Source organism: Roseibacillus persicicus, assembly GCF_014651675.1.
Taxonomy (GTDB): domain Bacteria; phylum Verrucomicrobiota; class Verrucomicrobiia; order Verrucomicrobiales; family Akkermansiaceae; genus Roseibacillus; species Roseibacillus persicicus.
In genome coordinates, this window is sequence record NZ_BMXI01000008.1 from 168922 (window position 1) to 182242 (window position 13321).

13 protein-coding genes are annotated in these 13321 nt (G+C 55.2%); 4 read left to right on the plus strand and 9 right to left on the minus strand.

The features are described from left to right. Positions 1-212 precede the first annotated feature (212 nt). Together IE099_RS10785 and IE099_RS10790 are read left to right on the plus strand one after the other, a co-directional pair. Complete coding sequence (locus IE099_RS10785; RefSeq protein ID WP_189569937.1) at positions 213-788, plus strand: hypothetical protein; 576 nt, start codon at positions 213-215, stop codon at positions 786-788. A 565-nt stretch (positions 789-1353) separates the two neighbouring features. Then, positions 1354-1515 carry a hypothetical protein gene (locus IE099_RS10790; RefSeq protein WP_189569938.1) on the plus strand — a complete coding sequence of 54 codons (162 nt, stop codon included), beginning with the start codon at positions 1354-1356 and terminating at the stop codon, positions 1513-1515. A gap of 336 nt (positions 1516-1851) precedes the next feature. Here the strand turns inward: IE099_RS10790 and IE099_RS10795 are convergent, their stop codons facing one another. Further along, positions 1852-3768 (minus strand): PEP-CTERM sorting domain-containing protein, encoded by a 1917-nt coding sequence (locus IE099_RS10795; protein ID WP_189569939.1) that lies wholly within the window; start codon positions 3766-3768, stop codon positions 1852-1854. Between the two features lie 555 nt (positions 3769-4323). Between IE099_RS10795 and IE099_RS10800 the strand changes: the two genes are divergently transcribed. Beyond that, a complete protein-coding gene (locus tag IE099_RS10800; protein ID WP_189569940.1) occupies positions 4324-5442 on the plus strand; it encodes a transposase in 1119 nt (372 codons plus the stop codon). Between the two features lie 121 nt (positions 5443-5563). On the opposite strand, the gene IE099_RS10805 is transcribed toward IE099_RS10800, so the two are convergent. The 5 genes from IE099_RS10805 to IE099_RS10825 form a co-directional block, all read right to left on the minus strand. Further along, entirely contained in the window at positions 5564-6280 is a 717-nt protein-coding gene (locus tag IE099_RS10805) for an SDR family oxidoreductase (RefSeq protein WP_189569941.1), read from the minus strand. Between the two features lie 56 nt (positions 6281-6336). After that, complete coding sequence (locus IE099_RS10810; RefSeq protein WP_189569942.1) at positions 6337-7020, minus strand: spermine/spermidine synthase domain-containing protein; 684 nt, start codon at positions 7018-7020, stop codon at positions 6337-6339. Positions 7021-7080: 60 nt separating this feature from the next. Continuing rightward, positions 7081-7770, minus strand: a complete 690-nt coding sequence (locus IE099_RS10815; protein ID WP_229809479.1) for a prolipoprotein diacylglyceryl transferase — start codon at positions 7768-7770, stop codon at positions 7081-7083. A 197-nt stretch (positions 7771-7967) separates the two neighbouring features. After that, positions 7968-8519 carry a hypothetical protein gene (locus IE099_RS10820; RefSeq protein WP_189569943.1) on the minus strand — a complete coding sequence of 184 codons (552 nt, stop codon included), beginning with the start codon at positions 8517-8519 and terminating at the stop codon, positions 7968-7970. Beyond that, on the minus strand, positions 8516-8680 hold the full coding sequence (locus IE099_RS10825; RefSeq protein ID WP_189569944.1) for a hypothetical protein: 165 nt from the start codon (positions 8678-8680) through the stop codon (positions 8516-8518). Before IE099_RS10825 ends, IE099_RS10820 begins: the two co-directional genes overlap by 4 nt. 48 nt (positions 8681-8728) lie before the next feature. Here IE099_RS10825 and IE099_RS10830 point away from each other — a divergent pair, with 48 nt between their 5' ends. Further along, positions 8729-11062, plus strand: a complete 2334-nt coding sequence (locus IE099_RS10830; protein ID WP_189569945.1) for a WD40/YVTN/BNR-like repeat-containing protein — start codon at positions 8729-8731, stop codon at positions 11060-11062. Between the two features lie 66 nt (positions 11063-11128). Here the strand turns inward: IE099_RS10830 and IE099_RS10835 are convergent, their stop codons facing one another. From IE099_RS10835 to IE099_RS10845, 3 genes are all read right to left on the minus strand, one after another. Beyond that, complete coding sequence (locus tag IE099_RS10835; RefSeq protein WP_189569946.1) at positions 11129-12484, minus strand: radical SAM protein; 1356 nt, start codon at positions 12482-12484, stop codon at positions 11129-11131. Positions 12485-12486: 2 nt separating this feature from the next. After that, positions 12487-12783, minus strand: coding sequence for a hypothetical protein (locus IE099_RS10840; protein ID WP_189569947.1), 297 nt, complete (start codon positions 12781-12783; stop codon positions 12487-12489). A 155-nt stretch (positions 12784-12938) separates the two neighbouring features. Continuing rightward, positions 12939-13307 carry a hypothetical protein gene (locus IE099_RS10845; protein ID WP_189569948.1) on the minus strand — a complete coding sequence of 123 codons (369 nt, stop codon included), beginning with the start codon at positions 13305-13307 and terminating at the stop codon, positions 12939-12941. Positions 13308-13321: the final 14 nt, after the last annotated feature.

Consider the following 13321-nt stretch of genomic DNA (forward strand, 5'->3'; position numbering starts at 1 on the left):
CGAAGCCGCCTTTTTTCTTTCGACCCTCAGACGGAGAAGAAGGAGCGCACGCCATCGGGAGAACTTCCTAGACCGTAGGGGATTCGTCACCTTTTCTCGCTAGTTGAAGCTCTGCCCCTCGCTGTAGTTGACCGGAGAGGGATACGTGATAGATCCATCAAAAGCACGCTGAGTCGTACGGATTGGGTGTTGTTGAACGTTAGTCGGAAACTATGAGATCATTGCTCCTAATCATCGCGCTTGCGACATCAATGCTCGCCAATGAAAGCGAGGTAACGGTTGCTCCGCATTCCTACTCGGTTAAGGACAATTTGAAGGACAAGCTATCGTGGAAGCTAAAAGGAACAACGTTTACTTTTGTTCAGGAGGATGACCGCTGTAAAATCGTAGATTCAGACGGGTCTGGTATCTTTGGTTGGAAGGCTCCCTACGAAGTTGCCGATGTGGTGACTAGTGAGGATAAGACGGTAATGCTGGTGAAGATCATGACCGCTAAGGGATTCTATTCGGGGATCACGCGTTTTCGTCTAACAGACAATGGATGGGAGAAAGATGTGGTGATGTTGGGTAAGCATCCAGACATGAAGATCCGGGATCGATGGGTGAGTGACTTGGGAGCTGTGGCCAATGATGGTAAAACTGCTCTTCTGGAGGTCGGGGCATCCGACACTGATAGGTCTCCCGAACGCACCAGCTACAGAATGTTCTACTACTGGGAAACTTGGGATTTGGAGGAGACCAGAAAGATTGGAACAGGACTTACCATGGCCAATTCCAAGAAAGATTAACGAGGAGCAGACTTAAAAATACTTAACCCAAATGGAGTTGGGTTAAGCCGCATTTCGTTAAAATCTATTGAACGGAAAGCCGGCCAAGAAACGCATTGAAAGCGTGATCAAACAACCGCTTCTGACCGACTTTCCGACTATCATTCTTTCCGCTGCCAAGTGTCGTTGCCAAGCCCGGCTTCGAGCAACTCGTGAGTATTTTTTCGCGAATATCTCGAAGGTTTCAGTGAGTTCTTTGATGATATTCTTTTCTCGGATTCCGTCGTGAAAATCAAGCCACCCTCGTCGTCCACCGGCTCCTATTGCGAGGCTCGCCGCGCTCTTCCCGGGGATTTTCTGCAAGCCATCGCTCACAAGACTGCGCGGCACCTTTCCGAACGGGTGTCGCGGCGAGACCTTTGGCGCGGACTGACACTCAAAGCGTTCGACGGAAGCTCGGTTCAACTTTGCGGAGGGCTATGAGACCTGCGGTTGGCAAAAGCCATCTTCGCGGCCAAGCTCCTGTGAGCTATCCCAAGAGGATTGGAAGGCGCTGCCCAAGACCCTGACTCTCCGCTACATTAAGATGGGATACGAAAGCCGAAGTGGAGAGAAGAAGGTTTTGGTAGTTGTTGCCGACCTCCTCGATCCGATTCGACATCCCAACAAGGAACTCATCGATCTCTACGCCAAGCTCTGGGAAATTGAGGTCCGACTGCGTGATGTCAAAACAAACTTCACTATCTAACCAGAAGGAACTTACGAGAACGTTATTTAGAAGTCCGGGCAACCAAGGTTTTGGATATTCGACCAGATCGACGAGAACCCCGAGTTGTCAAAAGAAGAGCCAAAAGCTCCCGAATGCTCACCAAACTCCGGCACCTTTTCGAAGAAATCCCGCACCGCTCGACCTATCGAAAGCCCGCTTGACCAAGCGCTATTCGGGTCAGGCATTTTTCATTCTGCAAAACCAACCCAGTCTTCCCAGACAAAAAAACCGGAAGTCATCGAAACGACTTCCGGCTATCAAAAATGTGACCGAGCCCAAATAAATCGTCCCTCAAGGCGGAGAGACAATTCGGTTCTAAGAACGACGGCGGCGGATGAGTGCGAACATTCCCAATCCAGCCAGCAAAGATACCCCAGGCTCAGGAATAGCAACGACGGAGTAGACCAGGCTGCCCTCGCCGAAGTAGACCTTGTAGCCATCCCCCCGGTCCAATGCGTTGGCGGCACCAAAGTTTTGCAATCCAGTAGAATCAAGGGTGAATTCACCATCGATAAGGGTGTAGGTTCCTTCGCCATCGGTCATCCAAGAGCTATTCACGAGGTCATCGAATCCAAAGTCAGCAAATGAGAGAGTCGCTGCGCTGCCGAGGGTCAAGACACCACCAAAGACGTCAAGCAAAGCGCCATCGTCAAAGAAGACATTCCCCAAGTCACCTGAGCCACCGAGGGCTGCTCCTCCTGCTATTGTGAAGGATGAACTTGAGTAGTCACCGTCAACAAAGAATGTGCCGGTGCTGATTGTAGTGGAACCTGTATGGGAGCTTGTTCCGGTCACAGTCTGGATGCCTGAACCGGTATATTCGAAAGTTCCTTCTCCGCTGACGACACCACTGTAGGTTCCTCCCCCAAGTGAGCCCACAGCGATTCTTGACGTACCCGCATCCAATACGATATTGCCAGAGAAAGTATTAGCATTGTTGGTAAGTCGATTGACTCCGGAATCCCCTTCGATGGTGAGTTGACCCGAACCAGATACCACACCGGTGATGATGAGGTCGGAATTCCAACCAGCTTTCAGGCGACCACCGTTTGCAGAGACGAGCATGTCGTTGTCCAAAGTCGCTTCTTGTTCAAAGTTTTGGAGTTGACCGCGGCCGCCAGCAACATCGTTCAAAACAATTTCTCCTGTCCCTAATCCACCAGAGCGAGTATTCACGAATCCTTGGATCTCGGTGCCACCAGTATACGAGTTATTCGAAAGAATCCTTAAAAAACTGCTATCATTGCTAACTAGAAGTGGTCCAGCTCCAGACACTTCGCCATTGAGCCTAATATTTCTATTACTCCAACCGACCTCGAATCCGCCGCCGCCATCGCCGATGATTATGTCATTCTCTAATGTCACGTTATTATTATTGTTCTTAATAATAGCACCGTTTGTTAGGGTGATCGCGCCAGTTCCATAAGCGCTATTGTTGCTTGTTCGGAATCTTACGTTATCGAGTGTAACGCCACCCGAATGACCTGACCCGTCAGCTGTTATCGTTTTATCTGAAGTTATACTTGAGCCTACAATCGTCAAAGCGCCATTGCCAGTGTAGGTGCCGTTCATATTACCATTGAAGTTCAATGTGCCTCCCCCCGCATTAACAACGACATCATTATTCCAGTGATAGCCTACATTATTATCCTCCACCGTGCCGTTATCTAAAGTAACGGTTCCAGACCCGAGGCCTGTGCTTCCTTTAAGGCTGGCTCTTGCGCCCCCAGTGACCGTTGTTCCACCAGTCCTAGTACTCGCCCCAACATCAAAGTAAGCAATATTTCCACCAGTGATCGTCACATTGCCTGATCCGGAAAGGTTACTGGTCCCGCGAAACGAGATACGCTGGTTCGATAGTGTGATGATAGAGTCGGCTGCAAATATCACATCGGTGTAAATATCGCCAGCACCACCGCCAGTGACGTCAATGCCACCGCCACCAAGAGTCAGCGTATTGTCATCGCCAGCGTCGTTTAATTGAGCACCACCGGTAAAGTCGAGACCATGAACAGACCGATTTACATCCAACTCAATGCCACCGTTCCACTGGGCAATGTCCGTGGTGATATCATTGGCAGGAGCGGTCCCACCGACCCAGTTGGCGCCGTCGGTCCAGTTCGTGCCATCGCCAGCTCCATTCCAGACAATTTGGGCGGAAAGACCACCCGAAAGACTAACCATAGCCGAAGCTGCTAGCGGCATGCTCACTCGAATAAATTTGGGTTTCATATTAGGTTTTTTGGTTAACGAAGGAAGTCGAGCCACCAATTTGGAGGCAACGACTATTTCATCTCAGTCAGAAAAGTTACCTAGTGTCTTCTGTCGACCAAGCCTCATTTCAGCAAGACGCGGGATTGAGACTTGGTCTAGAACGCTCGTAAATTGTTTATAATTAGATTCCTATGAGGTAATTCTATCGGAAAGCGCGCCGCAAATTGCAAAATAGTCAGCGGTTTAGAGCAAAGATTTAAATTCAATTTTCCCGAAATTTTGTAGTGATGTCCCATGGTTCGTTAAAGCAGCAATGGTTGGCTGAGGGTCATTGCCAATGACAAGTGTCCGGCAATCAGCGGGGTCCAAGAATCTGGCTCAAAGAGTGGCGTTAACGTGTTGCAGGGAGTCCAGAGTCCTCGGCCCGGAGGTCGGGTTTCTCAGCTGCGACTGTATTCAACGCCAATACTTTACGGAGTGAATAAAATGCCGGAGTGAATAAAAGGGGAATAAAATGCCTGACCCCTTCCAAAGGAAATTGACGCGGAGGGCGAGATTTGGCAGTTTTTCGAAATGAGACGACCCCGCGTCAAAGTTCCCCCCGGCCATGCCCAAGCCTATTATCATTGCGTTTCCCGAGTGGTGGGGCGGGAGTTTTTGCTGGGGGAGACGGAGAAGGAGCAGTTCGTTCGCTACATGCGTCTTTACGAAAAGCTCTACGGACTGCGCGTGATTTCCTATGCGGTGATGTCGAATCACTTTCACATTCTCGTGGAGGTGCCGCAGCGTCCGGATGACTCGGAATTACCCGATGATGCGGGCTTGGTGGCCCATGTTCGCAGTTGTCTGGGGGATGAGGCGGCCACCGAGTTGGAGTGGGAACTGTCCCATTATCGAGGCCAGGGCAATGACAAATCCGCCGAGGAATTGCGCGAAAAGTGGTTCAGCCGGATGTGGGATATCAGCCGCTATATGAAGGTTCTCAAGCAGCGCTTCACCCAATGGTTCAACGGCCGCCACAACCGCCGCGGCACTCTCTGGGAAGACCGCTTTCGCTCTGTTTTAGTGGAAGGAAAAGGGGCCGCCATCAAGACCATGGCTGCCTATATCGACCTCAATCCGGTGCGGGCGGGAATTTGCCAGGATTCCAAGGACTATCGCTGGTGCAGCTATGGCGAGGCCGTGGCGGGAGGCAAGCTGGCGCAAAAGGCCTTGCAGTGGCTGCAAAGTTTTCGCGTCGATAGCCTCGGAGGAGTCGAACGCTCTTCGAACTCAGATGTCACTGCTGTTTCGCCAGTTGTTTCTAACAAAGAAGCCCTCGAGAGATGGCGATGCTATTTGTTCGGGGTTCCCTTCTCTGAAAGAGCCCGCAATGAAGAGCTGCAAAAAGAGGGACTAGGCGGAAAAGCTCATGTCTTCCGGGCCCGAATCTCGCGCGAGAGGGCTCTTGAAGTCATGAAGGAAGGAGGGCGGCTCAAGCAGAGTGACTATCTCCGCTGCCGAGTTCGTTACTTCAGCGACGGAGCCGCCTTGGGCACTAAATCCTTTATCGAAGAAGTCTTCCAATCCGCCCGGGAACACTTTTCGCCCAACCGCAAGGACGGTTCGCGCCCCCTAAAGGGGCTCGAGCTGGTCCCAAAGCCGCAACGAATCTATAACTTGAGACAACTCCAGAAGAACGTTGTGAGTTGAAGCCGGTAGGAAAAACTTGAATCGAAAAGTCGCAGAACCTTTCTTCTGCTCTGCATTTTCGCTCGGAGTCGGATTTCAGAGACCTGCAAAGAGGTCTACGTAGACAGGAGACCGTCTTCATCTAAGCACGTTGAGCAGAGGAGCGTAGTTGAATGTCGCCGATGTTGACGTGGTCGGGGGCGCTGAGGATGGTGAGTGCGGCTTGGGCGATGTCTTCGGGTTGGAGCATGGGCATGGTTTCGCGCATGTCCGCCAGCTTTTCGGAACGGCCTTCGAAATAGGTGTCCAGGATCGGGGTGTCGACATATCCGGGCGAGACCATGGCCACTTGATGGGGGGAACCATCGCCCGCGAATTCACAGCGCAGGGACTCGGTGATGGCCCGGACCGCGAACTTGGTGGGGGAATAGAATCCTCCCGTGGGCGGAACCCGATGGCCGCTCATGCTGGAGATATTGACGATGCGACCGCCGCTTGCGGGGAAGAGCTTGAGGGCTTCTTGGGTGGCCACCACGAGCCCGTGCACGTTGACTTGCCACATCTCGGCAAAGCGGGCGGGGTCGCCGTCGGTCACTCTTTCCAACCAAGCCAAGCCCGCGTTGTTGACGATGGCATCCAATCCGCCGGCCGCTTGTTCGATGATCTCGAAGGCGTGGCCAATTCGATCAGGGTTGCGCAGGTCGCAGGAGATGGGGGTGGCGCCTGTTGGAATCTTGCCAATCTTGCGGCACATGCCGAAGACCTCCGCTCCTTCAGCGACGAGGGCCTGCGTAATGGCGGCTCCAATTCCGCTGGAAGCTCCCGTGACTGCGATGCGTTTCCCTGATAGCTTGCTCATAGTGATGGGGCCGAATTGAAACCCTTCGCCCTTCAATTGCAATCGCGAAGAACTCTTCAGCGTCTCACCGCCAGATAGATCGCATGCTCTTTGCGCTTGGCGCGTTCGTGCTTGGCGACGGGATATTCTTCCACCCAGAACTTGGCTTTCTTGAGGGAACGAAAGAGCCGGGGATCTTTCTCCACTGCCCAAAAGGCAATGCGGCCATTGGGTGCAAGCGCTTGTTTGAGCAAGGAAAGACCCTTGCTCTGATAGAGTTGCGAGTTCTGCGGCTGCAGTAGGGAAGAGGGGCCGTCATCGACATCCAGGAGAATGGCATCGTAGGGCGGAATGTCGCCATTGGCAGCCTTGCGAATGCAGTGAAAGACGTCGTCGATGGTGACCACGGTGCGCGGGTCGTTGAGGATGTCGTCGTTGTAGCCCTTGAGGAGCTCACGGTTCCAGCGGGCGACCTCGGGCAAGAGTTCCGCGACCTCGCAGCGGGAATCCGGGCCCGTGAGTTCCAGTGCCCGGCGCAGGCTGAAGCCTAGCCCCAAGCCACCCACCAGGATGCGGGCCTCCTTGCGGGGACCGGAGAAGTCGCAGCCGATGTCCGCCAACATGCGCTCGGAGTAGGTCATCTTGGTGCTCATGACCTGCCGATCGTTCATGTAGAGGTAGTAGTCCCCGTCGTGCTCGATGAGACGAAAGTGCGCGCCATCGGGAGCGTGGGTTTCGGCGACATTGGTGGTGGGCTTCATAAAAGGAAAAGAAGGCCATAACAGACCGCCGCAGGTCGGGCAAGGAAGGTCCCGCTGGCACTAGGCGAACTCGCTCGGGGGATTGCGTTGGCGACGGCGGAAGGCCACCAGTCCGGTGATGGCGAGGGCGAGCGCGAAGAGCTGGTAGCCCGACAACCCCAGAAAGGGCTTGGGCGTGGCGCGGAGAAACTCATGGCCGAACCGGAAGAGTCCGTAGGAGATGAGATAGAGGTGAAAGTGCTGCCCGCGCAGGAAGCCAAAGCGACGGAAGTTGAAAAAGGTGAGAAAGATGAGGAGGTTGAAGGCGATCTCGACCTCGACGGAGGGCCAGTGATCGAGGGGTCCGATTTCGCAGGCGATTCCTTTGCAACAACCATGTGACAGACAGCCCAAGCGCCCCACGATGATGGCCAGCGGAACCACGGCCGCGAAACCGTCGCCGGTCGCCTTGCGATAGCCCGCCAACTTCTTGGCCATCTCCACTCCGATGAAGCCACCGAGCAAAGCACCGGTCACCGACTTGCCGGTCAACCAATGCAACAGGCGATTGTCTGAAGCAGCCACCAACCATCCTTCGGAAAGCAGATAGGCCAGCTTGGCCCCAATGAAGGCACAGGCCAGAGCGGCCCCGTAGATGAGGGGAATCATCGGATCGGATTTGCCCCGACGGATCCAATAAATGGCCGAACCGACAATGCCGATGAGCAGAGTGAGCGAGTAGAGGGAAGCTGGATTTGAGAACAGGTCCACTGCTTGATTAGATGATTGAGAAAAGCGAAGAGAAAATCACCGCCAAGGGCAGATAGAGCAGAGGTGAAGCGAGGCCACCTTTGCAATAAGGATGGAAACGCAGCCCGTCGATGTGACGGAAACGGGAAAGGGGACCAGCCAGAGGAGGACTCGAAAGATGGGGAGTGGAAGAGGAGTGCTCTGCCTGGGAAATGATTTCATGGCTCAACAACCTCTTCGTTGGGAACAGGTCTGGAAATCGGTTCTCCTGCAGGTTGGAAATCTCGCGGTGTTCCGAGGAATTCGTTCTCTACCTCCTCTCGCTCAAGGTGCTCCTCCAATTCTTGCTTTGCCTCTTCGAGCGCGAAGGGATCGATGGCATTTTCTCTCGCCAGTCGTTCTTGTTCTTCGACCCAACTGTCCGGAGCTCTATGGCCCCAATTGCCACCTAAACTGGCCAGGCATCCGAAGAAGAAAATGGCGAAGCAAATCGCGGCCTGCGCAAGAGGATAACCGATGAGGCAGAGCACCAGTCCTCCTCCTCGAAACCTTTTTGAAAGAACGACTCCAAAAACGATCCAACCGATCAAAATAGCTAAAACGGTGAGAGATGGAGCGATGTTCATGAAATCAAATTCGATTTCGGAAAAGGCCATAATGGTGAAAATGCCGATTAGGCCGATGGGTCCCAGAATGGTCAGCCAGAGCAGCGTCGCATTGAGCTTGGGCGGTGGTGAGGGGACGCTGGGGGGAGTGGGTTGTTCGTTCACAGGGAGAGGACGATAGGGAAAAACTCGGAAAAGGCGAGTAGGAGAATGCCGTCCGGGAGAGAGCTAACAGACGGGATGGTCCGGGCCTTGGCTCCACCAACGAGGTGGCGGCCACGGGTCTTCCGCGTGGGTGAACGGGCCTGCGATCGCCACCTTGTCACTTTAACCTTCTTGAGGTTTCACTAGGGAAAATATAGATCTTGGTTTGTATGAGAACCCTCTTCTTTGTTCTGTTGGTTTTAGGCTGGAGCCACGGGGCGGAACACCCTCTTTCGCATTGGACCGCTCGTGGTCCGCTGCCGACCTACCAGACTCTTGAGCACTTGGCGGAAGGGGAAGGGATGCTGGTGGCCCTCTTTGGAGACCCGAACGGACAAGGGTTGGTGAGTGACGATGGTGAGACCTTTCAGCTTGAAGACCTTGGGTTACCAGAAGGCGTGTTCGCCACCCAGCTCGTCCACCGGCCAGGGCTTTGGGTTGCACTCGCTTCGGGACAGCTTTGGACCAAAGTTTCCTGGACCGACGAGTGGGAAGGCCACGAGATGCCGGTGCCTCTGGAGCAGCTCATCTGGGAGGGCGGCTTCTTTTGGGCTTGGAGTGCGGGGGCCTACTCCAATGACGGCATCAGTGGGCGCCAGTGGGTCAATGCGCAGCTCTTCCGATCGGCAGATGCCCAAGTGTGGACGGAGAGCCCCATCGGGGACCAAGAGAATTTCCTCACCATTTCCCAACTGATCGAAAAAGACGGACTCTATATGTTAGCCAATGGCGCCTCCAACGGCACCGCTGGCTTGTGGAGCTCGTCCGATGGCGAAAACTGGTCGGCGGTCCCCTCCGTCCCCGCCGGTCAGACGGCCCTCGCGGTTGGCGAGACCGGGTGGGTCGCCAGCGGTTCCAATGGTCGTCTGTCCCTGTCCCCGGATGGGCTGCAATGGACCAGCGAGCAGTTTCCCTATGTGGTCTACTACCTGACAAGCGGGCAGCTCGGGAGCGTGCAGCCGGTCTATTCTTCACCCCGCGATCTCACGTGGCACGACGGCCAGTTCTATGCCCTGGCGGAAGGATACGGCGGGGCCCCCATCCTGGTGAGCTCCGCGAGCGGGGTGACTTGGGAGGTCAGCAGCGGATTGGCCGGCGATTCGTCTTCCGACTTTTCGCGGGCGAAAGCCACTCACCTCACGTCGGCAAACGGTCAGCTCTACATTTTGGGGGAAAATGGAAATCTGTGGAAGGGGGCCAATTGGGAAACGGAGCGCGAACAGCTCCTGCCCCAACAAGCGTGGAACTGGACGACGATCGCTGCCAGGGATGACCGTCTTGTCATTGCCGGGGAAGGAGGGCACCTCCTCTGGAGTGATGATGCGGTCACCTTCTCTCCGGTGCAATTACCCGAACCAGCCGACGTGGCCCGGGTGATTCATGCTCCCGAATTGAATCTTTTTCTCGCGGTTGGAGGAACGGAGGCTGAGGCCAAGTGCTGGCTCTCCAGCGACGGAATCACCTGGACCGCAACGGCCCCTGTCCATTTTTCGAACAGCTCCCTCAAGGGTGCGGTCTGGGATGGGCAATATTTTTGGGCCTGTGGCCAGGCGGGAGCCTTGGCCCGCTCGAGCGATGGCGTTGCTTGGACTCCCATCTCGCTGGGCACTGCTGTGGACCTAACTTCTGTGAACTACGGGGGAGGGACTTATCTCATAACGGCAAGCGAGGGCTTGATTTTTTATTCCACAGACGGGCTCAGTTGGGACTCCGTTCAACTGGGACCCGAGACCGTTACCTATCAGAACGCTAGTTTCGGCAACGGCCTCTGGCTCGTCCCTGATTCCTATCAGGCTCATTTCACCGAAGACTTTGAAGTGTGGTGGAAACGGGATGCCCAGGCGGTGGATTCCGATATTCTCTTTGCCTTCGGGACCTTCATCGCCTGTGACCAACGCTATCTCTCCAGTTCGCCCGATGGCTCCGCGTGGGACATTCACTACGAGGGGCTCTTTGGCGCTGACTTTCCCTACCCCGCACAGGGCGGGTTCAAGCATGGGGCGCGCTTTCAGGATCGGGTCGTCTTTGTCGGAGATGGAGGGCTCATTGGGGTGAGCGCCGCTTGGCGCGATTTCTTCGCGGAATGGCAGGCAGAACAGTTTTCACCTGCTCAACTCGCCGATGAAGCCATCTCCGGACCACTGGCCGATCCTGATGGTGATGGCTGGGCCAATGCCTTCGAATACCGTTTCGATCTCAACCCCTTACTCAGAGAGGCTGTCGGCGAGGCCTCTCTTCTGCATCACTGGGTTGATAATGTGAGGTTCGATTGGGTTGGTTACACGGGTTTGCAAGGTCAGTATACCTTCCCGTGGTCCCTCGACCGTCCCGGGGCGATCTGTTGGGTAGAACGATTTGAAAGCGAGCGAGGTTGGGTCCGCGATGGCCTGGAACCTGACTTTCCTTCTTCTTCCCAAGGACGGTATCGCAAGTCGGTGCGGGTGAAGATCGAAGGAAGTGATCCCGTGCTGCTTCGTCTCCGTACTGAAGTGGTTCGCCCGTGAGATTTTATTGTGGGTGGTCTCTTCGCAAGTCGCGAAGCGGGGGTAGCTCGGCTGGAAAATTCCGCCTCACTCCAATCCATAGTAGCGGCAGAAGGAGTCCAACTTGCCATCGGGTCGAATGACGTGGGTGCAGCAACGGTCGATGCGATCGTCGTCCCAGGTGCTGGCGTCCATGAAGGGTTTGATGAAGAGGCGGTAGGTGTCCTTTTCGCGCAGCTCGAACTGCTTCAGGATTTCCCCCAGTTCCGTATTGTCGCAGCCGCACTGCACGAGGTCGGAGAGGTTGTAGCGAATCTTGTCCTGCAAGAAGCCCTGCACTTTGGCAAAGTCGATGAAGTGCGAAACACTGCGCGTGCCGAGGGGAGTCTTGAGCAAGTAGCCAATCGTCGCGCAGTTCGGGTCGCCGCAGGGCAGGGGGGTGAAGTCATCGGGCCAGAGCTCCTCGCCCGACTGCTCCATCAATCCCAAGATAACGTCCGCGGTATTCAGGCGGCGCTCTTGGGCGTGGGTGCGGCCGGAGTGGAACATGGGCTGGAAGGAGACGCCCCGACAGCTTTCGAATTCCAGCCCGAAGCGCACCGTCTCCCAGAGATGGGGCAGGTTCTCCGGCGTCACCGTCATCGCGAGGGTGACGGGCAGGGCGATGGATTCGCAATTGGCGAGAGCCATCTTTTTCATCGCCCGCAGGTCGGCCCCCCGCAATTCGACTTGGCCAGCCTCTTGGGGACCATCGAATTGTAAGTAGAGTTGGATGTGACCCCGGGAAGTGCGTTTGCCCAGCTCGGCGACAAAGTCTTTATCGCCCGCCAGCTTCACCCCATTGGTATTGATGAGGGCGTAGTCGATACGCGGTTCCTCATGGATCCAATCCAGCAGGGCAAAGAATTCGGGATGCAAAGTCGGTTCTCCGCCGGAAAGCTGCAGCAGCTCGATGTGGCCCTTGCGGTCCAGCACCCCGGTGATGCGTTGCTGCAGTGCGGCGAGGGAGTGATACTTCAGGCGTTCCCCCGTTCCCGAGGGCGAGTCAGCAAAACAAGTCGGACAAGCTAGATTGCACGAGTCCACAATCTCGATGAGGGCCAGGCAGGTGGAGAGCTTTTCGATGGTATCGGGTTGGCCGGCATTCTTTCCCAAGGTTCCTGGCAGTCCCGCCGAGTCCGCGGGCGAACAGGCGCAGCCCGGTCCACAGCGATTGTCCTCCGACCCCTGGGCCAGCCAATAGAAGCGGGCATCAGAGGAGATGAGGGAGGTGGAGGTGCCATGTTCCGGACAAGTCCGCCGCAGATGCACTTCGGACTTCCCGTCCTCATTGTTCACCTTGAGAACCTCGCCCGGGACCCGGAGATGGCATTCGGGACAGCGGGAGGTGGTGCGCTTAATCTCCCGTGGATCACGGGAGAGGATGGGAGGAAGAGTGGTCATGATTAGAGAGAAATAAAGAGAAGGCAGCCGCCAAACGCAATGGTCACAAACACCAACGGAGTGACGAGGCATTGAATCAGGCAGAAGACGGTGGTCTCGAAGGCTAGGGCTTTGCCATGAATTCCTTCGCGGCCATCCCTATCGGTAATCTTGAGGATGGAGGCAAAGACACCAGCACAAATTGAGATCAGCAGAAGGAGGAATAGCAGCGCAAGGACGAGCTGTTGTTCAGTGAGAAAGCCAGTCGAACCGAAAGCGGCCCCGAGGAAGACGAGTCCGATTGATGAAATCCCCGGCAATACCCAACAGAGAAAGCTCAGCCACCCATGGAGGGGAGGTCGCGATGCCTTGGGTGGTGGAATTTCACTGGAGATAGCCTGACGCTAGCAGTTTGCCACCCGCGCCCGAAATTGATTTCGCTGATAGAAAGATTGTTTATATCAATGTCAGCCTATCAATTGCCCAGAAGAAGGTTGGCACCCACTAGGAAAGGGATGGCCGAAATGGGGGCGGTGATGATTTGCCACAAACAGAAGGAAAAAGTCTCTCGCGCGAGAACCCGGACTTTCGTTTCTTCACTGCCATCGCGAAGAGAAACGACCTGCAGGGATGCAAACAAACCGCTGCCCCCAAGGACCAACAACCAAAAGGCAATTGCGCCCAGGAGAGTGGTTCGAGCTTCCACATGATAGCTGGATTGATTCCAATAGAGAACGGAATAGAGAACCCCCAAGACTGCCCCGGGAAGGATCCAGCAGAGGAAGGTCAGCCAGCGGTGGACGGCAGAAACGATCTTTTCTGCGGGAGGACGGCTGGGTTTCATCGAGGAGATTCGAA

Bases quoted from the DNA above. Each gene is read 5' to 3' on its own strand.
- IE099_RS10835 (WP_189569946.1), bottom strand. From the start codon at position 12,484: ATGACCACTCTTCCTCCCATCCTCTCCCGTGATCCACGGGAGATTAAG.
- IE099_RS10800 (WP_189569940.1), top strand. From the start codon at position 4,324: ATGAGACGACCCCGCGTCAAAGTTCCCCCCGGCCATGCCCAAGCCTAT.
- IE099_RS10810 (WP_189569942.1), bottom strand. From the start codon at position 7,020: ATGAAGCCCACCACCAATGTCGCCGAAACCCACGCTCCCGATGGCGCG.
- IE099_RS10790 (WP_189569938.1), top strand. From the start codon at position 1,354: ATGGGATACGAAAGCCGAAGTGGAGAGAAGAAGGTTTTGGTAGTTGTT.
- IE099_RS10785 (WP_189569937.1), top strand. From the start codon at position 213: ATGAGATCATTGCTCCTAATCATCGCGCTTGCGACATCAATGCTCGCC.
- IE099_RS10830 (WP_189569945.1), top strand. From the start codon at position 8,729: ATGAGAACCCTCTTCTTTGTTCTGTTGGTTTTAGGCTGGAGCCACGGG.
- IE099_RS10805 (WP_189569941.1), bottom strand. From the start codon at position 6,280: ATGAGCAAGCTATCAGGGAAACGCATCGCAGTCACGGGAGCTTCCAGC.
- IE099_RS10845 (WP_189569948.1), bottom strand. From the start codon at position 13,307: ATGAAACCCAGCCGTCCTCCCGCAGAAAAGATCGTTTCTGCCGTCCAC.
- IE099_RS10795 (WP_189569939.1), bottom strand. From the start codon at position 3,768: ATGAAACCCAAATTTATTCGAGTGAGCATGCCGCTAGCAGCTTCGGCT.